General features: G+C 66.8%; 25 protein-coding genes. 14 read left to right on the forward strand and 11 right to left on the reverse strand.

All coding sequences use genetic code 11. The annotated features are described in order from the left end of the window. Position 1: 1 nt before the first annotated feature. The 4 genes from PYV55_RS04260 to mltG all read right to left on the reverse strand — a co-directional run bounded on the left by PYV55_RS04260 (position 2) and on the right by mltG (position 3,173). Positions 2 to 355 (reverse strand): PilZ domain-containing protein, encoded by a 354-nt coding sequence (locus PYV55_RS04260; protein ID WP_275849463.1) that lies wholly within the window; start codon positions 353 to 355, stop codon positions 2 to 4. A gap of 28 nt (positions 356 to 383) precedes the next feature. Then, positions 384 to 1,406 carry a DNA polymerase III subunit delta' gene (locus PYV55_RS04265; protein ID WP_275849464.1) on the reverse strand — a complete coding sequence of 341 codons (1,023 nt, stop codon included), beginning with the start codon at positions 1,404 to 1,406 and terminating at the stop codon, positions 384 to 386. Beyond that, on the reverse strand, positions 1,403 to 2,107 hold the full coding sequence (gene tmk, locus PYV55_RS04270; protein WP_275849465.1) for a dTMP kinase: 705 nt from the start codon (positions 2,105 to 2,107) through the stop codon (positions 1,403 to 1,405). The genes PYV55_RS04265 and tmk overlap by 4 nt, the downstream gene beginning before the upstream one ends. A gap of 67 nt (positions 2,108 to 2,174) precedes the next feature. After that, positions 2,175 to 3,173 carry an endolytic transglycosylase MltG gene (gene mltG, locus PYV55_RS04275; protein ID WP_275849466.1) on the reverse strand — a complete coding sequence of 333 codons (999 nt, stop codon included), beginning with the start codon at positions 3,171 to 3,173 and terminating at the stop codon, positions 2,175 to 2,177. A gap of 48 nt (positions 3,174 to 3,221) precedes the next feature. On the opposite strand from mltG, the gene ygfZ reads away from it, so the two are divergent. Beyond that, positions 3,222 to 4,169, forward strand: coding sequence for a CAF17-like 4Fe-4S cluster assembly/insertion protein YgfZ (gene ygfZ / locus PYV55_RS04280; protein WP_275849467.1), 948 nt, complete (start codon positions 3,222 to 3,224; stop codon positions 4,167 to 4,169). 1 nt (position 4,170) lies between these two features. On the opposite strand, the gene PYV55_RS04285 is transcribed toward ygfZ, so the two are convergent. The 3 genes from PYV55_RS04285 to PYV55_RS04295 form a co-directional block, all read right to left on the reverse strand. After that, positions 4,171 to 5,028, reverse strand: coding sequence for a YbgC/FadM family acyl-CoA thioesterase (locus tag PYV55_RS04285; RefSeq protein WP_275849468.1), 858 nt, complete (start codon positions 5,026 to 5,028; stop codon positions 4,171 to 4,173). A 2-nt stretch (positions 5,029 to 5,030) separates the two neighbouring features. Beyond that, the gene (locus PYV55_RS04290; protein ID WP_407066774.1) at positions 5,031 to 6,020 is read right to left on the reverse strand and encodes an alpha/beta hydrolase; all 990 of its coding nucleotides are present in this window, start codon (positions 6,018 to 6,020) and stop codon (positions 5,031 to 5,033) included. A 77-nt stretch (positions 6,021 to 6,097) separates the two neighbouring features. Then, positions 6,098 to 6,976, reverse strand: a complete 879-nt coding sequence (locus PYV55_RS04295; protein WP_275849469.1) for a 2-keto-4-pentenoate hydratase — start codon at positions 6,974 to 6,976, stop codon at positions 6,098 to 6,100. A 95-nt stretch (positions 6,977 to 7,071) separates the two neighbouring features. Between PYV55_RS04295 and PYV55_RS04300 the strand changes: the two genes are divergently transcribed. The 4 genes from PYV55_RS04300 to PYV55_RS04315 all read left to right on the forward strand — a co-directional run bounded on the left by PYV55_RS04300 (position 7,072) and on the right by PYV55_RS04315 (position 10,794). Further along, positions 7,072 to 8,220, forward strand: a complete 1,149-nt coding sequence (locus PYV55_RS04300; RefSeq protein WP_275849470.1) for an iron-containing alcohol dehydrogenase — start codon at positions 7,072 to 7,074, stop codon at positions 8,218 to 8,220. 20 nt (positions 8,221 to 8,240) lie between these two features. Continuing rightward, positions 8,241 to 8,765 carry a MaoC family dehydratase gene (locus PYV55_RS04305; RefSeq protein ID WP_275849471.1) on the forward strand — a complete coding sequence of 175 codons (525 nt, stop codon included), beginning with the start codon at positions 8,241 to 8,243 and terminating at the stop codon, positions 8,763 to 8,765. A 61-nt stretch (positions 8,766 to 8,826) separates the two neighbouring features. Beyond that, positions 8,827 to 10,416: an acyl-CoA synthetase gene (locus tag PYV55_RS04310; protein WP_275849472.1), complete on the forward strand. Its 1,590-nt coding sequence runs from the start codon at positions 8,827 to 8,829 to the stop codon at positions 10,414 to 10,416. A 57-nt stretch (positions 10,417 to 10,473) separates the two neighbouring features. Beyond that, positions 10,474 to 10,794: a hypothetical protein gene (locus PYV55_RS04315; protein WP_275849473.1), complete on the forward strand. Its 321-nt coding sequence runs from the start codon at positions 10,474 to 10,476 to the stop codon at positions 10,792 to 10,794. Between the two features lie 73 nt (positions 10,795 to 10,867). Here the strand turns inward: PYV55_RS04315 and PYV55_RS04320 are convergent, their stop codons facing one another. Together PYV55_RS04320 and PYV55_RS04325 are read right to left on the reverse strand one after the other, a co-directional pair. Beyond that, complete coding sequence (locus PYV55_RS04320) at positions 10,868 to 11,716, reverse strand: 3-hydroxybutyryl-CoA dehydrogenase (protein WP_275849474.1); 849 nt, start codon at positions 11,714 to 11,716, stop codon at positions 10,868 to 10,870. Positions 11,717 to 11,970: 254 nt separating this feature from the next. Further along, a complete protein-coding gene (locus tag PYV55_RS04325) occupies positions 11,971 to 12,867 on the reverse strand; it encodes a CsgG/HfaB family protein (protein ID WP_275849475.1) in 897 nt (298 codons plus the stop codon). Positions 12,868 to 12,948: 81 nt separating this feature from the next. Here PYV55_RS04325 and PYV55_RS04330 point away from each other — a divergent pair, with 81 nt between their 5' ends. Continuing rightward, positions 12,949 to 13,170, forward strand: coding sequence for a PIN domain-containing protein (locus tag PYV55_RS04330; protein WP_275849476.1), 222 nt, complete (start codon positions 12,949 to 12,951; stop codon positions 13,168 to 13,170). Between the two features lie 58 nt (positions 13,171 to 13,228). Here PYV55_RS04330 and PYV55_RS04335 read toward each other — a convergent pair whose 3' ends face one another. Both PYV55_RS04335 and PYV55_RS04340 read right to left on the reverse strand, forming a co-directional pair. Then, the gene (locus tag PYV55_RS04335) at positions 13,229 to 13,660 is read right to left on the reverse strand and encodes a MerR family transcriptional regulator (protein ID WP_275849477.1); all 432 of its coding nucleotides are present in this window, start codon (positions 13,658 to 13,660) and stop codon (positions 13,229 to 13,231) included. Between the two features lie 62 nt (positions 13,661 to 13,722). Further along, the gene (locus PYV55_RS04340) at positions 13,723 to 14,379 is read right to left on the reverse strand and encodes an RlmE family RNA methyltransferase (protein ID WP_275849478.1); all 657 of its coding nucleotides are present in this window, start codon (positions 14,377 to 14,379) and stop codon (positions 13,723 to 13,725) included. 45 nt (positions 14,380 to 14,424) lie between these two features. Here PYV55_RS04340 and PYV55_RS04345 point away from each other — a divergent pair, with 45 nt between their 5' ends. The 8 genes from PYV55_RS04345 (at position 14,425) to PYV55_RS04380 (ending at position 20,105) form a co-directional block, all read left to right on the forward strand. Continuing rightward, a complete protein-coding gene (locus PYV55_RS04345) occupies positions 14,425 to 14,898 on the forward strand; it encodes a YhbY family RNA-binding protein (protein ID WP_275849479.1) in 474 nt (157 codons plus the stop codon). Between the two features lie 12 nt (positions 14,899 to 14,910). Beyond that, positions 14,911 to 15,654: a glycosyltransferase gene (locus PYV55_RS04350; protein ID WP_275849480.1), complete on the forward strand. Its 744-nt coding sequence runs from the start codon at positions 14,911 to 14,913 to the stop codon at positions 15,652 to 15,654. 129 nt (positions 15,655 to 15,783) lie between these two features. Next, positions 15,784 to 17,007: a bifunctional phosphopantothenoylcysteine decarboxylase/phosphopantothenate--cysteine ligase CoaBC gene (gene coaBC, locus PYV55_RS04355; RefSeq protein WP_275849481.1), complete on the forward strand. Its 1,224-nt coding sequence runs from the start codon at positions 15,784 to 15,786 to the stop codon at positions 17,005 to 17,007. A 73-nt stretch (positions 17,008 to 17,080) separates the two neighbouring features. Then, positions 17,081 to 17,530 carry a dUTP diphosphatase gene (gene dut / locus PYV55_RS04360; protein WP_144729384.1) on the forward strand — a complete coding sequence of 150 codons (450 nt, stop codon included), beginning with the start codon at positions 17,081 to 17,083 and terminating at the stop codon, positions 17,528 to 17,530. A gap of 27 nt (positions 17,531 to 17,557) precedes the next feature. Next, positions 17,558 to 18,787, forward strand: a complete 1,230-nt coding sequence (locus PYV55_RS04365) for an MFS transporter (protein WP_275849482.1) — start codon at positions 17,558 to 17,560, stop codon at positions 18,785 to 18,787. Positions 18,788 to 18,802: 15 nt separating this feature from the next. Beyond that, positions 18,803 to 18,982, forward strand: coding sequence for a hypothetical protein (locus PYV55_RS04370; protein WP_275849895.1), 180 nt, complete (start codon positions 18,803 to 18,805; stop codon positions 18,980 to 18,982). A gap of 74 nt (positions 18,983 to 19,056) precedes the next feature. Beyond that, entirely contained in the window at positions 19,057 to 19,602 is a 546-nt protein-coding gene (locus PYV55_RS04375; RefSeq protein ID WP_275849483.1) for a class I SAM-dependent methyltransferase, read from the forward strand. A gap of 203 nt (positions 19,603 to 19,805) precedes the next feature. Beyond that, a complete protein-coding gene (locus PYV55_RS04380) occupies positions 19,806 to 20,105 on the forward strand; it encodes an H-NS histone family protein (RefSeq protein ID WP_275849484.1) in 300 nt (99 codons plus the stop codon). Positions 20,106 to 20,491: the final 386 nt, after the last annotated feature.

Consider the following 20,491-nt stretch of genomic DNA (forward strand, 5'->3'; position numbering starts at 1 on the left):
CTCAAATCGTTTGCGTGGGGCGGTCGGAATTCAGTGCCGCGCCGAGGATTTCCTCGATCTTGAACTTGAGCTGGCGCGACTTTTCGTCCGCGGGGAACTGTATGCCCACGCCGGGCTTGCGGCTGCCGCTGGCGTTGGGCGGGTTGATCCAGGCCACGCGCCCCGCGATGGGGTAGCGCTGCGTGCCTTCGGGCAGCGTGAGCAGCACGTACACGTCGTCGCCCAGGCGGTATTCGCGCTCGGTGGGCACGAAGATGCCGCCCTCCTTGAAATAAGGGATGTAGGCGGCGTAGAGCGCGGCCTTTTCCTTGATGGCCAGCTGCATGACGCTGGGGCGCGGGGTGGAGGTGGTCATGGTGGGACGTGCGGGGACGTTGAAAAAATCAGCGCCGTGAGTGTAGGACGGCCTGCGCCCCGGCCACAAGCGCTTCGAGCATGAGCCCGGCGTTGAAGGGGTGTTCTGCCGTGCGCGCCTCCTGCGCCAAGGTGCGCGCCCAGCGCGTGAGCGTGGCGAGCGGCGGTGCCTGCGCGGGCTGGGGCAGGTCGGCCGGCGCGAAGTAGCGCGGCGCGGCGCCCACGCGCACGGCCAGCAGGTCGTGGCAGAGCTTTTGCAGGCTGCCGACGGCCTGCGCGGGGGGCAGGCCCGCGAGCACACCGGCCTCGCCGCGTGCGAGCGCGCGCGGCAGCGCGGCCCAGTCCTGCGGCTTGAGGCCTGCGTGCGCGAGCGCCAGCGCATCTTCGGGGCGCTCGCCCGCGGCGCGCAGCAGGGACTGCGCGGTGTCGGCGGGCACGCCTTGCGCCTGTAGCCATTGCAGCGCGTCGGCCGTTTGCGGCCAGGCCATGGCGTGGCCCAGGCAGCGGCTGCGGATGGTGGGCAGCAGCTGGTGCGCGGCCTCGCTCGCGAGCACGAAGCGCGTGTCGCCCGGCGGCTCTTCGAGCGTCTTGAGCAGGGCGTTGGCCGTGACGGTGTTCATCTGCTCGGCCGGATAGACGAGCACGGCCTTGCCGCGCGAACGTGCGGCCGTGCGCTGGCTGAATTCGACCGTGTCGCGCATGGCTTCGACGCGGATTTCGCGGCTGGGCTTGCGCTTTTTTTCGTCGATGTCGGCCTGCGCCTTTTCGGGCAGAGGCCAGCCCAGCGCGAGCAGCGTGGTTTCGGGCATGAGCACGCACAGGTCGGCATGCGTGTGCACATCGATGGCATGGCAGCTCGCGCAGGTGCCGCACGCGCCTTGCGCGCCCGGCGCGTCGCAGAGCCAGGTGCGCACCAGCTCGAGCGCGAGCGCCAACTGCCCCAGGCCCGAGGGGCCGTGCAGCAGCCAGGCGTGGCCGCGCTGGGCCAGCAGCTGCGCGCGCTGCGCGGCGATCCAGGGCGGGACGGCAGGGGCGGTGGTGACGGCACTCATGCGGCGTTCGAGGGCATGTGGGTTGGGCCGGTGGCAGGCGATCCGGCCGCCGGCGCGGGCAGCCAGCCGCGCTCGGCGAGCACCGCGCAGATTTGCTGCCACACCTGCGCGCGCTCCTGCGCGGCGTCCAGGCGCACAAAACGTTGCGTTGCGGCGGTCGCGCGCGCGGCGTAGCCCTGCGCCACGCGGCGGAAAAACTCCACGGGCTGCGCTTCGAAGCGGTCCGGCAGGCGCACACCGGCGAGGCGCTGCGCCGCGGTTTCGGGGGGCAGGTCGAACCAGAGCGTCAAGTCGGGTTCCAGCATCAAACCAGGCATTTGTGCAATGCCCGTCTGCACCATCAGCTCCAATTGCGCGAGCATTTCGAGGTCGAGGCCACGCCCCGCGCCCTGGTAGGCGAAGGTCGCGTCGGTGAAGCGGTCGCACAGCACCACGGCATCGCGCGCGAGCGCCGGGCCTATGACCTGCACGAGGTGGTCGCGGCGCGCGGCAAAGGCCAGCAGCGCCTCGGTCAGCGCGTCCATGGGCTCGGCGAGCAGCAGGGCGCGCAGTTTTTCCGCGAGCGGCGTGCCGCCGGGCTCGCGCGTGCACACCACCTCGCGCCCCTGCGCGCGCAAGGCCTGCGCAAGCGCCTCGATGTGCGAGGACTTGCCCGCGCCGTCTATGCCTTCGAAGCTGATGAACAAGCCGGGGCGTGCCATGGGAATCCTTGTCATGGAAGAAGGGTGGAGGGCGCGATCATCCCAAAATCCCGCAGCCTTGCCGCGTTCACTGCCCGCGCTGGAAGCGGCGCACGGCGCGCGCGTGCGCGTCGAGCGACTCGCTGAACTCGCTGCTGCCGTCGCCGCGCGCGACGAAATACAGCGCGCGCGTGCGTTCGGGCTGCACCGCGGCGAGCAGCGCGGCCTTGCCCGGCATGGCGATGGGCGTGGGCGGCAGGCCGGGGCGCGTGTAGGTGTTCCAGGGGGTGTCGGCGAGCAGGTCGCGCCGGCGCAGGTTGCCGTCGAAGGCCGTGCCCAGGCCGTAGATCACGCTCGGGTCGGTCTGCAGCAGCATGCCCGCGCGCAGGCGGTTGACGAACACGCCCGCGATGCGTGCGCGGTCGGCGGCGATGCCGGTTTCTTTTTCGACCAGGCTCGCCAGAATCAGGGCCTCGTCAGGGCTACGTAACGGCAGATCGGGCGCGCGCAGCGCCCAGGCCGCGGCCAGTTGCCGGTCCATGGCGTGCAGCGCGCGGCGCAGGATGGCGAGGTCGCTGCTGCCTTTGGCGTAGGTGTAGGTGTCGGGGAAAAAGCGCCCCTCGGGCGCGACGCCGGGGCGCCCCAGGTGCGCCATCAGCGCCTCGTCCGCCAGGCGGGCCGCATCGGGTTTGAGCTGCTCGGCCCGCGCGAGCGCTGCGCGCACCTGCCGGAAGTTCCAGCCTTCGACGAGCGTAAAGGCAAGCAGCGTCTCCTCTCCGCGCACCAGTTTTTGTAGCAGGCTGCGCGGCGTGGTACCGGGCGGGACTTCGTAGTTGCCGGCCTTGATGCGCCGGTCCTGCCCCGAGAGGCGAAACCAGGCATAGAGCAGCCGCGCATCGCTGCGCGCCCCTGCGGCCACGGCAAGGCGCGCGATCTCGCGCGGCGTGGTGCCAGGCTCTATCGCGAGCTCGAGCGTCTCGGGGCCGGGGTTCAGCGGCTGCTGCAGCCACCAGACGCTGGCCGCGCCCAAGGCGAGCAGCACCAGCAAGGCGCCGGCAAACAGCCGGGTCAGCAGGCGTCGCAGCATCGTGTGTGTCTTTGCGCAAGGAAAAAGAGCGGGGATGATAATGGAGCCATGCCTACCGACTCCACTCCCCCCGATCCCTCCCAGCTGCTGCACGGCGTGGCGCCGATCGCGCACCTGGGCGTGTTGCGCGCGCAGGGCGAAGATGCTGCCGCCTTCCTGCATGCCCAGCTCACGCAGGATTTCGTGCAGCTCGATGCGCAGCACGCGCGCCTGGCGGCCTTCCTCTCCGCCAAGGGGCGCATGCAGGCGAGCTTCATCGGCCTCCAGCGCAGCGCCACCGAGGTGCTGCTGCTGTGCAGCCGCGACCTGCTCGCGCCCACGCTCAAGCGACTGTCCATGTTCGTGCTGCGCGCCAAGGTGCGCCTGAGCGATGCGACGGCGGAGTTTGCGCTCTACGGCCTCGCCGGCAGCGCTGTGGAAACCATAGCTGGTAGCGTAGGTCCCGCCTGGGCTAAGGCCGATTTTGGCTCTGAAAGCGTGGTGCATTTGTACCCCGCGCTGGGGCAGCCGCGCGCGCTCTGGGTCGGGCCCGCGGATGCGCCCGCGCCTGCCGGGCCGGCCTTGGACGCGGGCCTGTGGCTATGGAGCGAGGTGCGCAGCGGCGTTGCCACGCTGAGCGCGCCCGTGGTCGATCTGTTCGTGCCGCAGATGCTCAACTACGAATCTGTGGGCGGCGTGAACTTCCACAAAGGCTGCTACCCGGGCCAGGAGGTGGTGGCACGCAGCCAGTACCGCGGCACGCTCAAGCGTCGCGCCTACCTCGCGCACGCTGACGCGCCCATCGCCGTTGCCGCAGAAATTTTTGCTGCATCCGACCCCGAGCAGCCCTGCGGCACCGTGGTGCAGGTGGCGGCCGCGCCGGGCGGCGGCGTGGACGCGATCGTGTGCCTGCAAACCGCTGCGGCCGAGCAGCCGCTGCACGTGCCACAGCCTGAAGGGCAGCCCATGCCGCTGACTTTGCTGCCTTTGCCGTACCCGTTACTCGAAGAAGTGTGATTCACAAGGCGCGCTGCATGGTCACGTGCGCGATGCCTGCTTCTTCATACGGCGCGCCTACGGGCTCGAAACCCGCGCGGCGGTAAAAGCCCTCGGCGCTGCACTGCGCGTGCAGCTGCGCCAGGCGGTCGCCGCGGGCGCGTGCCGCGGCCAGCAGCGCCTCGAGAATCCTGCGTCCCCATTGCTGGCCGCGCACCGAGTGCTCCACGGCCATGCGGCCTATGCGCGCCACGCCGGGCGACTCTTGCGTGAGCCGGCCCGTGGCCACGGGCATGCCGAGCCGGTTGTAGGCGACCGCGTGCAAGGCCGTGGGGTCGAAGGCGTCGGCGTCTTCCTCGGCAGGGATGCCCTGCTCGCGCACGAACACGGCCATGCGCAGCTGCGTGGCGTCGCGCCCCAGCGTGTTCCAGTCGCCGGTGCGCACCTCCACCATTTCGGCGCCGGCCTCGTAGTCGGCAAAAATGTCGCGCAGCGCAGTGGGGATGGGGCGCGAAGTCTGCGTCTGGAGGTCCGAAAACACGTACACGATCTCGCCCGAGATCAGCAGCTTGCCGTCGCGGAAGATGGCGGCGATGAAGCGGCACGAGGAATTGCCCAGGTGCGCGCAGCGCATGCCGACTTGCAGCGCATCGTCCACGCGCGCCGGGGCGTGGTATTCGAGCGTGGCTTTTTTCACCACCATTTCGCCGCCCAGCACCCGCATGGCGGCCTCATAGGGCAGCGCGACGGCGCGCCAGTATTCGGACATGGCCGTGTCGATGTAGGTCAGGTAGTGGCCGTTGAAGACGATTTTTTGCATGTCCACCTCGGCCCAGCGCACGCGCAGGCGCAGCAGGCAGCGGAAGTCTTTGCAGTGCATGCTCAGTTCCCCTCGAAGGCGCGGTGCAGGGCGCGCGCCGCATCCGCGTGGGCCTGGCGCGCCTCGGGCAGCACGCGGCCCATTTTGATGAATTCGTGCGTCACGCCGCGGTAGATTTCGAGCTCCACGGGCACGCCCGCGGCACGCAGCTTGTCCGCGTAGTCTATGCCTTCATCGACGAGCGGGTCGCACTCGGCCAGGCCGATCCAGGCCGGCGCCACGCCCTCCACGTCGGGCGCGAGCAGGGGCGCAAAGCGCCAGTCCGTGCGCTGCTCGGGGCTGCGCACGTAGTGGGCGAAGAACCATTCGATCGCCGGCGCCTCGAGCACCAGCCCCTGCGCGTAGCGGCGGTGCGAGGGCGTGTCCTGGTGCGCCGTGCAGCCGGGGTAGATCAGCAATTGCAGCGCAAGCGGCAGACCCGCGTCACGCGCGAGGATGGCGTTCACGGCCGCGAGCGTGCCGCCCGCGCTGTCGCCGCCCACGGCCAGGCGCGCGGGGTCGGCGCCGAGTGTGTGCGCATGCTGCGCGAGCCAGGCCAGCGCGTCCCAGGCGTCGTGCGTGGCGGTGGGAAAGGGGTGCTCGGGCGCGAGGCGGTAGTCCAGCGACACCACCATGCAGGGCGTGCGCCGCGCCAGCTCGCGGCACAGGATGTCGTGCGTGGCGATGCTGCCTATGGTGAAGCCGCCGCCGTGCAGGTACAGCAGCAGCGGTAGTGCTGGAGCCTCTGCGCGGGTGCCGGGCGCATAAAGCCGCGCGGGCAGCGCGCAGCCGTCGCGCGCGGGGATGTGCAGGTCTTGCACGCGCGGCAGGGGTGCGCGCGGCACTTCGAGCACCTCGGCGCCGGCAGCGTAAGCGGCGCGGGCCGCCTGCGGCGAGAGGCTGTGCAGCGCGGGCCGCCCGGCGCGCGCCATGCGCTCGAGCACGCCGCGCATCTGCGGCGTGAGTTGCGCGCGGTGCAGGTGGTAGGCGGCGTGCGCGTCGGGGTGGGGCATGGTGTTGGGGGCGCTGGCTGGCATGGACTTGGCCTCACGGGACGGCGTGGAGGCTGGTCGTAGTTTGGCTATTTGGGCTATTGGGGCGCTTTGAACTGCACGCGCACGGGGCCGGCGCCGCTGAGGCCCTCGTAGCGCACCGTCACGGCCAGCCCTGACTTGGGCGGCTGCAGCGCCGAGAACGAGCCGAGGCTGACCAGGTCGCCCGGCTGCAGCGCCAGCCCTTCCTGCGCGAGCGCCTGCGCCAGCCACACCACGGCATTCAGCGGATGGCCCAGAATGTCACTGCCTTTTCCGCCGCCAATGCTCTTTCCATCTGCGTCAGCCACTATCACTTTCATATCGCGCAGGGCGTCGAGCAGCGCGTAGCGCTCGGCGCGGTAGGCGGGCACGGGCAGAGCTGTGCCGGCCACGCCCATGCGCGCGCCGGCGTTGATCGCCGCCACGCCCGCGCCGTCGAGCCGGGGCGGCGCTTGCACGAGCAGATCCGGCAGCTCGATGAACGGAATCACCTGGTCTATGGCTTGCAGCACTTCCATGGGCGTTTTGGCCTGGTTCACGGCGCTGCTGCGCACGCGCACCAGCATGTCGGCCTCGAACAGCGGCCGCGCGCCGAAGGTGGTTTCCACCGTAGCACCGTTGGGCAGCACCATGCCTTCGTAGAGCTTGCCCCAGACCGGCTGCCGGGTGCCAAAGCGCTGCTGCACCGCGGGGTTCGTGAGGGCGGCTTTGTAGCCGATCACCTTGCCCAGGTGCTTTTCGAGTTGCGCATTGAACTTGGCGCGCGTGCAGGCGGCATCGGCTTCGGACAGCTTTTCGGGGTTGGGCGCAGGCGTCTTGGCGAGGTAGTGGGCCGTGAGCTCTGCCACCTGCGCGTCGCTCAGGCATTCGGCCTGCGCACCTGTCGCGCAGGCGACGGCCAAGGCGAGGGCAATGAGGGTTTGTCGGGTACGCATGGGTGTCTCCTGGTTGTAAAGTGAATAAAAAAAGCCGTGCGGGCCGATGCAATCCGGCGCGCACTTTCGTTCATCGGCATTTTGCACTTGGCACCATGGCTTTCATCCACTACGTCACCCAGATTCAATTCGACTTCGGCGCCGTGCGGCTGCTGCCGCAGGAGTGCGCGCGCGTGGGCATCACGCGCCCGCTCGTGGTCACGGACGCTGGCGTGCGCGCCGCCGGCGTGCTGGACAAGGCCCTGGCGGCGCTGCAGGCTCCGCAGGGCGGCCTGCCCGTCACGGTGTTCGACCAGACGCCCTCCAACCCCACCGAGGCCGCCGTGCGCGTGGCCGTGCAGCTGTACCACGCGCACCAGTGCGACGGCCTGATCGCCGTGGGCGGCGGCTCGGCGATCGACTGCGCCAAGGGCATCGCCATCGCCGCCACGCACCCGGGGCCGCTGGTGCACTACGCCACCATCGAGGGCGGCTCGCCGCGCATCACCGACCAGGTGGCACCCGTGATCGCCGTGCCCACCACGAGCGGCACGGGCAGCGAGGTGGCGCGCGGCGCCATCCTCATCGTCGAAGACCAGCGCAAGCTCGGTTTCCACTCGTGGCACCTGGTGCCGCGTGCGGCGATCTGCGACCCCGAGCTCACGCTGGGCCTGCCGCCGGGCCTCACGGCGGCCACGGGCATGGACGCGATCGCGCATTGCATGGAAACCTTCATGTCGGCGGCCTTCAACCCGCCCGCCGACGGCATCGCGCTCGACGGCCTCGCGCGCGGCTGGGCGCACATCGAAACCGCCACACGTGATGGCCAGAACCGCACCGCGCGCTTGCAAATGATGAGCGCGAGCATGCAAGGCGCGCTCGCTTTCCAAAAGGGCCTGGGCTGCGTGCATTCGCTGAGCCACAGCCTCGGCGGCCTGAGCCCGCACCTGCACCACGGCACGCTGAATGCGCTGTTCCTGCCCGCCGTGCTCGCATTCAACGCCGCGAGCCCCAGCGTGCAGCAGGAGCGGCGCATGGAGCGCATGGCGCAGGCCATGGGCCTGGCGAGCGCGGGTGACATCCCCGCCGCGCTGCGTGACATGAATGCGCGCCTTGGGCTGCCCACCGGGCTCGCGGCCCTGGGCGTGAAGCCCGCGCAGTTCGACGCCGTGATCCGCGGCGCGCTCGCCGACCACTGCCACCAGACCAACCCGCGCCTTGCCACCGCCGACGACTACCGCGCTATGCTGCAGGCTTCCATGTAAAAAAAGCAAAAGGAGACATGATGAACCCAGCCCCAGCAACCCCAGCAACCCCAGCAACCCCAGCCCCCGCGCCCACCGGTCCTGACCGCGCGCTGCCGCAACTCGGGCGCGGCTTTTTCTGGCAAGACCTGCAGGTCGGCCAGCGCCTGCGCACCTTCCGCCGCACCGTCACCGAAACCGATCTGGTGAACTTCATCAGCACCAGCGGCATGCTCGAAGTCATCTTCATCGACACCACCTACGAAGGCGGCGCCATATCGGGCCGGCCCGTGCCCGCGGCGCTCACCTATGTGTTGATCGAGGGTTTTCTCGCGCAGACCATGATCCAGGGCACGGGGCTCGCGCTGCTCGAAATGCAGCAAAAAATCCTCGCGCCGGTCTGCGTGGGCGACAGCATCGAAGCCGTGGTCGAGGTTACGGGCATCCGCCCAACCTCACGCAGCGGCCGCGCCGTGGTGACTTCGCGCATCGACGTGTTCAACCAGCATGGCACGCAGGTCATGAGCTATACCGCCACGCGCCTGCTCGCCGGGCGCAGCGACTGAATGCCTGTTGCGTGGAGTGCCGAATTTTCTTCAATGCAAAAAATCATCAAAGGAGACGACTGTGACAAACCTTGGGGCTGATACATCCAGCGACGAAGTCCACCGCGTCGGCGGCATCGGCGACTGGCTCGACTACCACGCGCTGCACCACGCCGACCAGGAGGCGTTGGTCGTGGGCGCGCTGCGGCTCAGCTACGCACAGCTACTCCACCGCGCAACGCACATGGCGGGCGTGCTGGCTGGGCGCGGGGTGCGCAAGGGCGACCGCGTCGCGCTGCTGCTGCTCAACGGCAGCGAGTTCCTCGAAACCCTGTTTGCCTGCGCACGCCTGGGCGCCATCGCTGTGCCCATCAACTTTCGCCTGAGTCCGGCAGAGGTGGAGTTCATCTTGGGCGACTGCGGCGCCCAGGTACTGGTGTACCACTGCCAGTTCACGCCGCTGGTGGCGCCCATCCGGCCCAACACGCCGCTCGCCTGCGCCTTTTACGTGCCAGGCTCGGGCGCGCCCATGCCCGGCGACGCGGATTACGAACAGGCCCTGGCCGCGGCCCAGCCGCCTGCGCAGCGCACATCCATCGTGCAAAGCGATCCGCACCTCATGATGTACACCTCGGGCACGACGGGGCGGCCCAAAGGCGCGCTGCTGAGCCACGGCAACACGACCTGGAACGCCTTCAACCTGCTGCTCAGCGAAGCGGGGCTGAGCAGTGACGACATCGTGCTCACCGTGGCGCCGATGTTTCACATTGGCGGGCTCAACATCCACACCCTGCCCGCGATCTACAAAGGCGCGAAGGTGGTCGTGCACCCGCAGTTCACCCCCGCCGAAACGCTGAGCCTGGTGCAGCGCGAGCGCGTTTCCATGCTGTTCCTCGTGCCCGCGATGTGGCTTGCGATCAGCCAGATGCCCGACATCGACCAGTACGACCTCTCGTCGCTGCGCGTGCTCATGTCGGGCGGGGCGCCTTGCCCGATCACGGTGATCGAGTTTTTCCAAAAGCGCGGCCTGTGCTTCCTCGAAGGCTTTGGCATGACCGAAACCGCGCCCAACGCCTGCTTCCTTGGCAACCGCGACACCCTGCGCAAAAACGGCTCGGTTGGCAAGCCGCTCACGCACATGCAGATGCGCCTCGTCGATGCCAGCGACCAGGACGTGCGCCAGGGCGAGGCGGGTGAGTTGGTGCTGCGCGGGCCGAACATTTTCGTGGGCTACTGGAACCGCCCCGAGGCCACGGCAGAGGCCTTTCGCAACGGCTGGTTCCACAGCGGCGACCTCGCGCGCCAGGATGAAGAAGGCTTTTACTACATCGTCGATCGCATCAAGGACATGCTGATCTCGGGCGGCGAAAACGTCTATCCGACCGAGGTCGAGCAGGTCATCTACCGCCACCCCGCCGTGCGCGAGGCCGCGGTCATCGGCGTGCCCGACGAAAAATGGGGCGAGGTGCCCATGCTCGTGGTGGCCTTGCACGAAGGCACGCAGCTCACGCTCGAAGAAGTGCGCGCTTTTTGTGAAGGCAAGCTGGCGCACTTCAAAATCCCCAAGCAGATGCTGCTGGTGCCTGCGCTGCCGCGCACGGCCACGGGCAAGGTGCTCAAGCGCGAGCTGCGCAGCAGCATCATCGGCGCCGACAAACCGGCCATCAGCTAACCCGTCATCAGCTAAGCAGCGCCATTTCTATTTTTTATTTATTTACGAGGAGCAAAAATGCACAACGAAGTTGATGTGAGCTGGGGCGAAGCCGCCAAATACCGTTTCGAGCTGCGCGACGCGCAGCCCATGGACATAGAAGACGCGCGGGCCTGGTTCGATGCGCAGTTCAAGGCCTTCGACTGCGAAATCATCCGCTCCGTGGGCAAGGTCTTGAGCGTGGACAAGGTGCTCACGGTGGCCCAGGCTGCGGGGGAAGACTACTTCTCCAAACCCGAGCACCGCGAATGGGCCACGAACTTCGCGCGCGCGACCTGCGCTTTGCTCGGCCGGCCCATCGTGCGCGTGGACGTGCCCGGTATGACGATAGGGTATTGAGCGAGTAGTGGGCCGTAGCGCATGGCTGCATCGCACCGGGAGCCCGGGCGCGATGCAGTCCAGTTCGCTCCGGTCAATAGTGATAAACGCCGCGGCCCGTCTTGCGGCCCAGGTGTCCGGCGGCGACCAGTTCCTTGAGCAGCGGGCAGGGGCGGTATTTGCTGTCGCCAAACTCTTTCAAAAAAACTTCCATCACCGCGAGGCACACATCGAGCCCGATCATGTCGGCCAGTGCGAGCGGCCCGATCGGGTGGTTGCAGCCCAGGCGCATGCCGGCGTCTATGTCCTCGGGCGTCGCCAGGCCTTCGGCGAGCACGAAAAAGGCTTCGTTGATCATGGGCACGAGGATGCGGTTCACCACGAAGCCCGGCGCGTTCTTCACCGTGATCGGCGACTTGCCGAGCTGGCGCGCGAGCGCCTGCACGGCGTCGTGCGTGGCGTCGCTGGTCTGCACCCCGCGGATGATCTCCACCAGCGCCATCACGGGCACGGGGTTGAAAAAGTGCATGCCGATGAATTTGTCGGGGCGGCCCGTGACGGCGGCAAGCTGAGTGATCGAAATCGAAGACGTGTTCGACGCCAGGATGACCTCGGGGCCGACCAGCTTGTCCACCTGCTGCAGGATTTTGACCTTGATGTCGTAGTTTTCGGTTGCTGCCTCGACCACGAGCTGCGCCTGCTGCAGCGCCTCATACTGCGTCGAAGTCTGGACGCGCGCCAGCGCGGCGTCCTTGTCGGCGGCGCTAAGTTTTTCCTTCTTGACCAGGCGCTCCAGACTGCCCGCGATGGTTGCCAGACCCTTTTGCACCGCCGCCTCGGAAATATCGACCATGACGGCGCGCAGCCCCGCCACGGCGCAAGCCTGCGCAATGCCGTTGCCCATGGTGCCGGCGCCGATGATGCCTATGGTTTGGATGCTCATGAAAAATCCTTTCGTCAAAAAAATGGCGGCGCCCGTCGGATTCCGGGTGCCGCAGGCATGGAGCAGATTCAATGACGCCCCTTAAGAGGGGTGCGTTCGCGCCATGGCTGCACTGATGATAGAGCGGTGGCGCGAAGGTTCGATGAAACCAACTCCTTGCCCTAGGGCTTCACCATGGCGTGGCACATCCGACAAGTTGGCAGCGACCCGGCATTACGGCCCACGCAGGGCCGCTGTCGCATAGTAGAGCGCGCTTATTGCTGCTTTTTCTTTTTCTTGCTGCTCGTGGCAGAAGATGGCGCCGAAGTTTGCGAAGGAGCCACCCCACCATCGACCCCCAGGCGCCCGCCGCCCCCGAGGCCCTGGCCCTGCACGGTTTGCGCCTTGTAGTTGCGCAATGCGACGACCATCTGGTTGTAGGCATCCATGAAGGCTGCGGCAACCACCTTGCCTTGGGCCGTGTTGCTGTAGCCGCCTATCCCGCCCCCTGCGGAGCTGCCAAACAGGGCGCCAAAACCACCCCAGTCGGTCTTGGAGGCACTGCCTTCGGAGGCTGCAACCTGCACGCCCGAGCGGTTGTCGATCAAGGTCAGCATGGCGCTGGCCTCGCGCGTTTTGGTGTTGCCGGCAAGGCCCGCCAGGGCGCGCCCGCCGCTGCCGAACAAGCCACCGACGCCAGCAGCCATGCCGCCCGCATCGTTCTGGCTGAACACGATTTCAGGCGACAGACCGTAGTCCGACGAAACGACCTGGCCTTTGCCAAAATTGCTGCCCTTGCGAATCTCGCCCGACTGCTGCAGCGCACGTTCTCGGTTCATGGCGTTCATGCCCGCGGCACTGCGTTCCACGACGATGAAGCAGTTCGATTGCTGGATCAGCAAGCGCAAAAGGTTGGACGTCGGCGGCAGCTTGTATTCGCCCGTCAGGATCGTGTACCAGCCGGCGGACTGGTTTTCGATCAAAGACACCGTGCCCAGCGGCGTAGCGCATTTTTCCAGCGCGCTGTTGGTGTTGGTGCTGGAGCCCCCCGCCGCGGCACCCGTGGCGACCGTCTTGGCATCGGCATTGCCCATCTTCATATCGGTCGTCTCGCAACCGGAAAGCAGCATGGCGGTAGTAGCGGCGATGAGGGTCAGCGAAGCGATCTTCATGGGGACTCCTGAGAGGGAATAGGTTGGGGGAAGCTGCGATGCGAGTGCAAGCGAAATGTAAAAGAAAGCTTGGACTGTATCGTGAAAATGAGTCGCACCCGCAAAAAGTGCGACTTTTGTGGCCGAACCGCTGCGGAGCATGTGAAAGTCGGCGAGCGCTACGATAACTTTGACAACCTCCTTGCCGCCACTACGCTGAAACACGACCTGGTGCTGCTCACGCGCAACGTCAAAGATTTCTCAGGGCTTGCCTGCCCAGACTTTCAGCCCCTGGTTGAGCCGAGCCTGGATTGTGGTAGTTGAGCGCTGTATTGCGCAGGCACCTTTTCGACTTGGCTAAAGGGTTTGCACATGACCGCGCTCACGAGAGCAGGGCGCGAATGGCGAGCAACTCTGCGCGCACGGCGTGCGCGTCGAATACGTCGCATCCAGCGCCGTCTGCGCACACTGGCTGGGCTTGGCCCGACAAGAGCATGGCATCGGCCATATCCTCGGAGTCTGTGGAGCCCCGCGCCTGGAGGGCGTCGCGGCCCTGCTGCGCGAGCTCCTGCAGGCGGTTGCGCGCCCCCTGGATGGTGAAGCCCTGCTCATACAGCAGCTCGCGGATGCGGCGGATCATGAGCACTTCGTGGTGCTGGTAGTAGCGCCGGTTGCCGCGGCGCTTCATGGGGCGCAATTGGGTAAATTCTTGCTCCCAATAGCGCAGCACGTGGGGCTTCACGCCGCACAGATCGGCAACCTCGCCAATGGTGAAATAGCGTTTGGCAGGAATGGCGGGAAGCGGGTTACCCATGGCTTGCGGATTCGTAGGGGCAAAGGGAGGAGGCGGTAGCGTATCGCAGGCGGCGTGAAGTTTCACGCATTTTTGAGGCCGCGGCCGATCAGGAAGGTTTCGGCCGAGCGGTCGCGTGAGGCCTTGGGTTTGAGGGGCTTGACGACTTTGAAGGTCTGCCGGAACTGTTGCACCAGTTCGGCGTAGCCGCTGCCATGAAAGAGCTTGACCACGAGCGTGCCCTCGGGCCGCAGGTGCGCGCGCGCAAAGTCGAGCGCGAGTTCGATGAGGTGCGTGATGCGCGCCGCGTCGGCCGCGGCAATGCCCGAGAGGTTGGGCGCCATGTCCGAGACCACCACGTCAACCTTGCGTCCCGCGAGCGTCTGCTCCAGCCGCTGCAGGACCTCGGGCTCGCGAAAGTCACCCTGCAGGAAGGTCACGCCCTCGATCGGCTCCATGGGCAGGATGTCTAGCGCGATGATGCAGCCAGCCAGTGCACCCCCTGCGCCGCCTGGCGTGAGGCGGCGGCGCAGGTACTGGCTCCAGGCACCGGGTGCGGCGCCCAGGTCCACCACCGTCTGGCCGGGGTGGATCAGGTCGAACTGCGCGTCGATCTCTTGCAGCTTGTACGCGGCGCGCGCGCGGTAGCCCTCTTTCTGCGCGCGTTTGACGTAGGGGTCATTGACGTGGTCGTTGAGCCAGGCCTTGTTGACCTTCTTGCTTTGGGTTTTGACTTTCATGCGGTTTGCGTGGGGGCTTGCGTGCCTGCCTCGATAATACGGCCCATGCCGCAAATTCAACTGACTCCGGCCGAGCGCCGGGAACAACGCGCACTGGCCCACCATCTGGAGCCGGTGGTCATGGTCGGTGCCGACGGCCTCACTGCCGCCGTCAAAAAGGAAATCGATGCCGCGCTGACGGCCCATGGTTTGATCAAGGTGCGCGTCTTTCAAGACGACCGCGGCGCGCGCGAGCTGATATACCAGCAGCTCGCCGACGAGCTCAGCGCTGCGCCCGTGCAGCATATCGGCAAATTGCTCGTGCTGTGGCGCCCCGTGCCGCCCAAGGAGCGCCAGAGCGACGAAAAGCGCATGCCCGGCCCGCGCGAAGTCAAGGTGCTCAAATTCAGCCAGCGCGGTGGCCAAAAGCCCGAGGTGCAGCGCCTGCGCGTGCTGGGCAACCAGCGCCTGACTCCGGGCGGCAAGATCAAGCGCGCAAAAAAGCGCAAGCCCACGTCGATCAAAAAGCAGCAAGATTGAGTGCCTTCGGCCATGCAGCGCCACATCCTGTGCATGAAATGGGGCACCAAGTACGGCCCCGAGTACGTCAATCGCCTCTACGGCATGGTGCGCCGCCATCTTTCGGGCGAATTTCAGTTCAATTGTCTGACCGACGACGCGCGCGGCATCCGGCCCGAGGTGCAGTGCTTTTCGATCCCGCCGCTGAACCTGCACCTGGCCCCGGGCCAGCGCGACGGCGCCTGGAAAAAGCTCACCACCTTCGAGGCCGACCTGTATGGCCTCCACGGTACGGCGCTGTTTTTGGACTTGGACGTGGTCGTTGTCGACAGCCTCGACGACTTTTTCACGCAACCGGGCGAGTTCCTCATCATCCGCGACTACCAGCGCTTTTGGCGCTTTGGCGCGCGCGTCACGGGCAATTCGTCGGTCTATCGCTTCGAACTTGGCGCGCATGCCGACGTGCTGGCGTATTTTCGCGCGCACATGGACGAGGTGATGGCGCGCTTTCGCAACGAGCAGGATTACCTCTCCGACTTTCTGTACCGCCAGGGCAAGCTTTCGTACTGGCCTGCCGAATGGTGCCCAAGCTTCAAGTACCACTGCATCCCGCCCTGGCCCAGCAACCACTGGCGCGCGCCCTTCATCCCCGAAGGGGCGCGCATCGTCATCTTCCATGGCGAAGTCAACCCGCCCGACGCACTGGCCGGCAAGCGCAACAAGCGCTTCGCCCATATCGAGCCGGCCACCTGGGTCGCCCAGGCTTGGCAGGAGTAAGGGTTTCGCCGATAGCAAGGTGGTGCTGCTCACGGTGTGCAAGAGGGCCGGTAAAACGGGTCTCGCTGCCTCGGTGGGGGCGCATCTACGCTTTCGACGCCCAAAGTTTGCTCTGCTACATTCGCCGCCATGAATGACGAGGAACTTGCGGGGAAACACATCGTGCTGGGCCTGAGCGGCGGCGTGGCCTGCTACAAGGCCGCGGAGCTGTGCCGCCAGCTACAGCGCGCGGGCGCCACGGTGCAGGTGGTGATGACCGAGGCGGCGGAGCAGTTCATCACACCCGTGACCATGCAGGCGCTGTCGGGGCGGCCCGTCTATGGCTCACAGTGGGATGCGCGCGAGCCCAACAACATGCCGCACATCAACCTGAGCCGCAATGCCGACGCGGTACTGATCGCGCCTGCGAGCGCCGACTTCATCGCGCGCCTCGCGCAGGGCCGCGCCGACGAGTTGCTGAGCCTGCTGTGCCTCGCGCGCCCGCGCGAGCGTGTGCCGCTGCTGCTCGCGCCGGCCATGAACCGCGAGATGTGGGCCCACCCCGCGACGCAGCGCAACCTCGCGCAGGTGGCGCAGGACGGCGCCACGGTGCTGGGCGTGGGCTGCGGCGACCAGGCCTGCGGCGAGACCGGCGACGGCCGCATGCTCGAGCCGCACGAGCTGGTCGAGGAGCTGACGGCTTTCTTCTCCTCCAAGCTGCTCGCCGGGCGCAAGCTGCTCATCACGGCGGGGCCGACCTTCGAGGCCATAGACCCGGTGCGCGGCATCACCAACCATTCGAGCGGCAAGATGGGCTTTGCCATCGCGCGCGCGGCGCGCGCGGCCGGGGCCGAGGTCACGCTGGTCGCCGGGCCGGTGCACCTGCCCACGCCGCGTGGCGTGCGGCGCATCAACGTGCAGTCGGCGCAGCAAATGCTCGACGCCGTGCTGCAGCAGGTGCCGGGCGCCTCGGTCTTCATCGCCACCGCGGCCGTGGCCGACTGGCGCCCGGCCACGCAGGCCGCGCACAAGATCAAGAAAGACGGCACGGGCGAGCCGCCGCTGCTGCGCTTCGTGGAAAACCCCGACATTTTGGCAACCGTGGCGCAACTGCCGCAGGCCCGTAGCGGCGCGCTGTATTGCGTGGGTTTCGCCGCCGAGAGCGAGGACTTGCTCGCCCAGGCCAGCGCCAAGCGCGTGCGCAAGGGCGTGCCGCTGCTCGTGGGCAACATCGGCCCGGCGACCTTCGGGCAGGACGACAACGCCTTGCTGCTCGTCGATGCCAATGGCCACCGCGAGTTGCCGCGCGCGTCCAAGCGTGTGCTCGCGCAGCAGCTCGTCGCCGAAATCGCCGCGCGCCTGCCGCGCCATTGACGCTGCGCGCAGAGTGCGTCGCTTTGTTCAGGGCGCAGCGCGTCCCATTTTTTACTTCGTGCGAGAGGATGCCGTGAAGGTCGATGTGAAGATTTTGGATGCGCGCATGGCGCAGCAGCTGCCCGCGTATGCCACGCCCGGCAGTGCGGGCCTGGACTTGCGCGCCTGCCTGGATGCGCCGCTCACGCTGGAAGCGGGCGCCTGCGCGCTCGTGCCCACGGGCATCGCGATCCATTTGCAAGACCCGGGCTACGCCGCCTTGATCCTGCCGCGCTCGGGGCTGGGGCACAAGCACGGCGTCGTGCTCGGCAATCTCGTGGGCTTGATCGACAGCGACTACCAGGGCCAGCTGATGGTCAGCGCCTGGAACCGCAGCGCGCAGGCGTACACGCTGCAACCCCTGGAGCGCATTGCGCAACTCGTCATCGTGCCGGTGCTGCAGGCCGAGTTCAACGTGGTGTCCGACTTCGCAGCGCCGAGCGCGCGCGGCACGGGCGGCTATGGCTCCACGGGCACGGCGTGAGGGCGGGTGGATGCAAGGCTTTTTCCCATGACGCAAGCAAACCATTCCTCCTTCGCGGGCAGCTTGCCCATGCTCCAGGTGCTCGCCTGCGGTGCGGCCATCGTCACTCTGTCCATGGGCATACGCCACGGCTTCGGGCTGTGGCTGCAGCCGATCACGCAGGACCTGGGCTGGACGCGCCAGAGCTTTGCGCTCGCGATCGCGATCCAGAACCTGGCCTGGGGCCTGCTGGGCGTGCTCGCGGGCATGCTGGCCGACCGCTTCGGCGCCTTTCGCGTGCTCGTCGGCGGGGCGCTGCTGTACGCGCTCGGGCTCGCGGGCATGGCCTGGGCGCGCACGCCGGCACTGTTTGCCCTGAGCGCGGGCGTGCTCATCGGCGCTGCGCAGGCGGGCACCACGTATGCCGTGGTCTATGGCGTGCTGGGGCGGCAGATTGCGCCGCATAAGCGCTCCTGGGCCATGGGCGTGACGGCGGCGGCGGGTTCGTTCGGGCAGTTTCTCATGGTGCCGGTGGAAGGCGGCTTGCTTTTGCACTTGGGTTGGCAGCAGGCGCTGCTCGCCCTGGGCCTGCTGGCGCTCTTGATCGTGCCGCTGGCCTGGGGCTTGCGCGAGCCGGGGTTTCAGAGCGCCGCGCACGCGCCACGCGCGCAAAGCGCGGGGCAGGCGCTGCGCGAGGCGCTGGCCTACCCAAGCTACCTGTTGCTGATGGCCGGGTACTTCGTGTGCGGCTTCCAGGTGGTGTTCATCGGCGTGCACATGCCCAGCTACCTCAAGGACCATGGCTTGTCGCCGCAGGTGGGCAGCCAGGCGCTCGCGCTGATCGGCCTGTTCAACGTGCTGGGCAGTTATGCGGCCGGCGTGCTGGGGCAGCGCATGCCCAAGCGCTTCATCCTGGCGGCCATTTACTTGGCCCGCGCCGTGGCGATCGGCGTGTTCCTGCTGCTGCCGCTGAGTCCGCTTTCGGTGTATGTGTTTTCTGCCGTGATCGGGCTGCTGTGGCTTTCCACCGTGCCGCTGACCAACGCCACGGTGGCGCAGATTTTTGGCGTGCAGCATCTTTCGATGCTCGGCGGGCTGGTGTTTTTCAGCCACCAGATCGGCAGCTTTTTCGGTGTCTGGCTCGGCGGCTATTTGTACGACCGCACCGGCAGCTACGACCTGGTGTGGGTCATTGCGATCGCGCTGGGCGTGTTTGCGGGCCTGGTCAACCTCCCTGTCAGAGAAGCGCCGTACCGCAGGGCGGTCCAGCCGGTTTGAGGGGGAAGCGCGGCCATGAACGCGGCAAGGTCACAGCGCGACGACGTGGAAAACCGGCGGCGCTTTTGCCGGTGTTCCCGGTGGCGCTGGCTGGTTTGGGGCCTTGTGTGCCTGGCGTTGCTCGCGGCGTTTGCCGGGTACACCGACCCCGACTTCATGCTGCTGCTCGCGAACCAGTTGTGGGGGTGTTTCTGAGGTGTTGGGGTCATTTTGACCTCAAGCCAAGACGGGATCACCGCAAGCAGCTCATCTTTCAGGAGTAATTGCAGGTGCATGGTACGCAACTTCCGTCGGAGTGGGTACGCCGTTGGACGCATCTGGTGCCGCCCGGCAGCACGGTGCTCGACGTGGCGTGCGGCGCGGGGCGGCATGTGCGCTGGCTGCGCGCCCAGGGGTACGCGGTGGTCGGCGTGGATGCGTCGCCGCAGGCCCTGTCTGCCTGCGCGGGACTGGGCGAATTGGTGTGCGCCGACCTCGAAAACGGCCCCTGGCCTTTTGCCGGGCGCAGTTTCGGTGCGGTGCTCGTCACGAATTATCTGTGGCGGCCTTTGTTTCCTACCCTCGTGCAAAGCCTGGCGCCCGGCGGGGTGTTGATTTACGAAACCTTTGCGCAAGGCAATGAAACCGTGGGGCGCCCAGCGCGGCCGGAGTTTTTATTGCAGCCGGGCGAATTGCTGCAAGTCTGTGCGGGTTTGCATATCGTTGCGTATGAGGATGGTTTTTTGTCGCAACCGGATCGCTTCGTGCAACGCATTGCCGCCGTGCGGGAGATAGATGTGGGTAACGCGCCTTTGCGCTATTTGTTGCAATCTTGACGCATGCTTTGCCGCGCCCACGCCATGGCACGGCTTCTGGCTTGAAAACCGCGGCGATTCATTCGAAAGGCAAAGTCTGGCAAGACCTGCAGACACCGGAGATAATCCCGGCTTCTCTCTGCAGAGAAGGGGGAATTTTCGGTCATGCGCAAAATCTGTGTTTATAATGACCGCTCCTTCCACATTTCTCTTCATTCGATACCATGATCAGCTACAAAGAACTTTTGAAGCAACGCGAAGCCCTGGAGCAGCAAATCAACGAAGCGCGGCAGCGTGAAGTGGCGGATGCCCTGGCGCAGGCGCGGTCTTTGGTGGCCGAATTCGGTTTGACGGTGCAGGAAGTCTTCCCCTCCGGGCGTGCTTCCACGCGTGGCCGCGGTGCCGTGGCGGGTTCCAAGGTGCCGCCCAAATACCGTGATCCCGCCACGGGCAAAACCTGGACAGGGCGTGGCAAGCCGCCAAACTGGATGCCCAAAGAAAACCGCGAGCAGTTTCTGATCTAAATCCTTGAATCCGTTGTGATTTTGGTTCCGCAGTAAAAGCCAGGCGCATCCATGCGTCTGGCTTTTTGTCTGCATGGGGTTGCGCGCGCGGGCGGTGCGTTCATTGTGTTTGCGTGGATTCTCGCTGTTTTTGCCTTTAACCCAGATTGTTCATTAGGACGTGGGACGATGGCGAGGCGGCTGGCGTGGCAGTTTGGTCGCGGGTGAGAAGTCCATGGCCGGTGCCATGGACGCCGAAGCCGCGGCCAAAATGACCGGCAGACGTCCGCCAACGCCCGCGTAGGTGCGAAGCACCGCCTAATTGGCAATCTGGGTTTAACCCAGATTTTTCATTAGAGCGCGGGATGATGGCGAGGCGGGTGGCGCGGCAGTTTGGTCGCGGCAAG

Origin of the sequence: Extensimonas soli, assembly GCF_029211265.1 — a bacterium.
Lineage (GTDB): Bacteria > Pseudomonadota > Gammaproteobacteria > Burkholderiales > Burkholderiaceae_C > Extensimonas > Extensimonas soli.

Bases quoted from the DNA above. Each gene is read 5' to 3' on its own strand.
- PYV55_RS04325 (WP_275849475.1), bottom strand. From the start codon at position 12,867: ATGAAGATCGCTTCGCTGACCCTCATCGCCGCTACTACCGCCATGCTG.
- PYV55_RS04335 (WP_275849477.1), bottom strand. From the start codon at position 13,660: ATGGGTAACCCGCTTCCCGCCATTCCTGCCAAACGCTATTTCACCATT.
- PYV55_RS04350 (WP_275849480.1), top strand. From the start codon at position 14,911: ATGCAGCGCCACATCCTGTGCATGAAATGGGGCACCAAGTACGGCCCC.
- coaBC (WP_275849481.1), top strand. From the start codon at position 15,784: ATGAATGACGAGGAACTTGCGGGGAAACACATCGTGCTGGGCCTGAGC.
- PYV55_RS04365 (WP_275849482.1), top strand. From the start codon at position 17,558: ATGACGCAAGCAAACCATTCCTCCTTCGCGGGCAGCTTGCCCATGCTC.
- PYV55_RS04285 (WP_275849468.1), bottom strand. From the start codon at position 5,028: ATGCACTGCAAAGACTTCCGCTGCCTGCTGCGCCTGCGCGTGCGCTGG.
- PYV55_RS04345 (WP_275849479.1), top strand. From the start codon at position 14,425: ATGCCGCAAATTCAACTGACTCCGGCCGAGCGCCGGGAACAACGCGCA.
- PYV55_RS04380 (WP_275849484.1), top strand. From the start codon at position 19,806: ATGATCAGCTACAAAGAACTTTTGAAGCAACGCGAAGCCCTGGAGCAG.
- PYV55_RS04265 (WP_275849464.1), bottom strand. From the start codon at position 1,406: ATGAGTGCCGTCACCACCGCCCCTGCCGTCCCGCCCTGGATCGCCGCG.
- PYV55_RS04370 (WP_275849895.1), top strand. From the start codon at position 18,803: ATGAACGCGGCAAGGTCACAGCGCGACGACGTGGAAAACCGGCGGCGC.
- PYV55_RS04260 (WP_275849463.1), bottom strand. From the start codon at position 355: ATGACCACCTCCACCCCGCGCCCCAGCGTCATGCAGCTGGCCATCAAG.
- mltG (WP_275849466.1), bottom strand. From the start codon at position 3,173: ATGCTGCGACGCCTGCTGACCCGGCTGTTTGCCGGCGCCTTGCTGGTG.
- PYV55_RS04295 (WP_275849469.1), bottom strand. From the start codon at position 6,976: ATGCGTACCCGACAAACCCTCATTGCCCTCGCCTTGGCCGTCGCCTGC.
- PYV55_RS04290 (WP_407066774.1), bottom strand. From the start codon at position 6,020: ATGCCCCACCCCGACGCGCACGCCGCCTACCACCTGCACCGCGCGCAA.
- ygfZ (WP_275849467.1), top strand. From the start codon at position 3,222: ATGCCTACCGACTCCACTCCCCCCGATCCCTCCCAGCTGCTGCACGGC.
- PYV55_RS04320 (WP_275849474.1), bottom strand. From the start codon at position 11,716: ATGAGCATCCAAACCATAGGCATCATCGGCGCCGGCACCATGGGCAAC.
- tmk (WP_275849465.1), bottom strand. From the start codon at position 2,107: ATGGCACGCCCCGGCTTGTTCATCAGCTTCGAAGGCATAGACGGCGCG.
- PYV55_RS04300 (WP_275849470.1), top strand. From the start codon at position 7,072: ATGGCTTTCATCCACTACGTCACCCAGATTCAATTCGACTTCGGCGCC.
- PYV55_RS04315 (WP_275849473.1), top strand. From the start codon at position 10,474: ATGCACAACGAAGTTGATGTGAGCTGGGGCGAAGCCGCCAAATACCGT.
- PYV55_RS04340 (WP_275849478.1), bottom strand. From the start codon at position 14,379: ATGAAAGTCAAAACCCAAAGCAAGAAGGTCAACAAGGCCTGGCTCAAC.
- PYV55_RS04305 (WP_275849471.1), top strand. From the start codon at position 8,241: ATGAACCCAGCCCCAGCAACCCCAGCAACCCCAGCAACCCCAGCCCCC.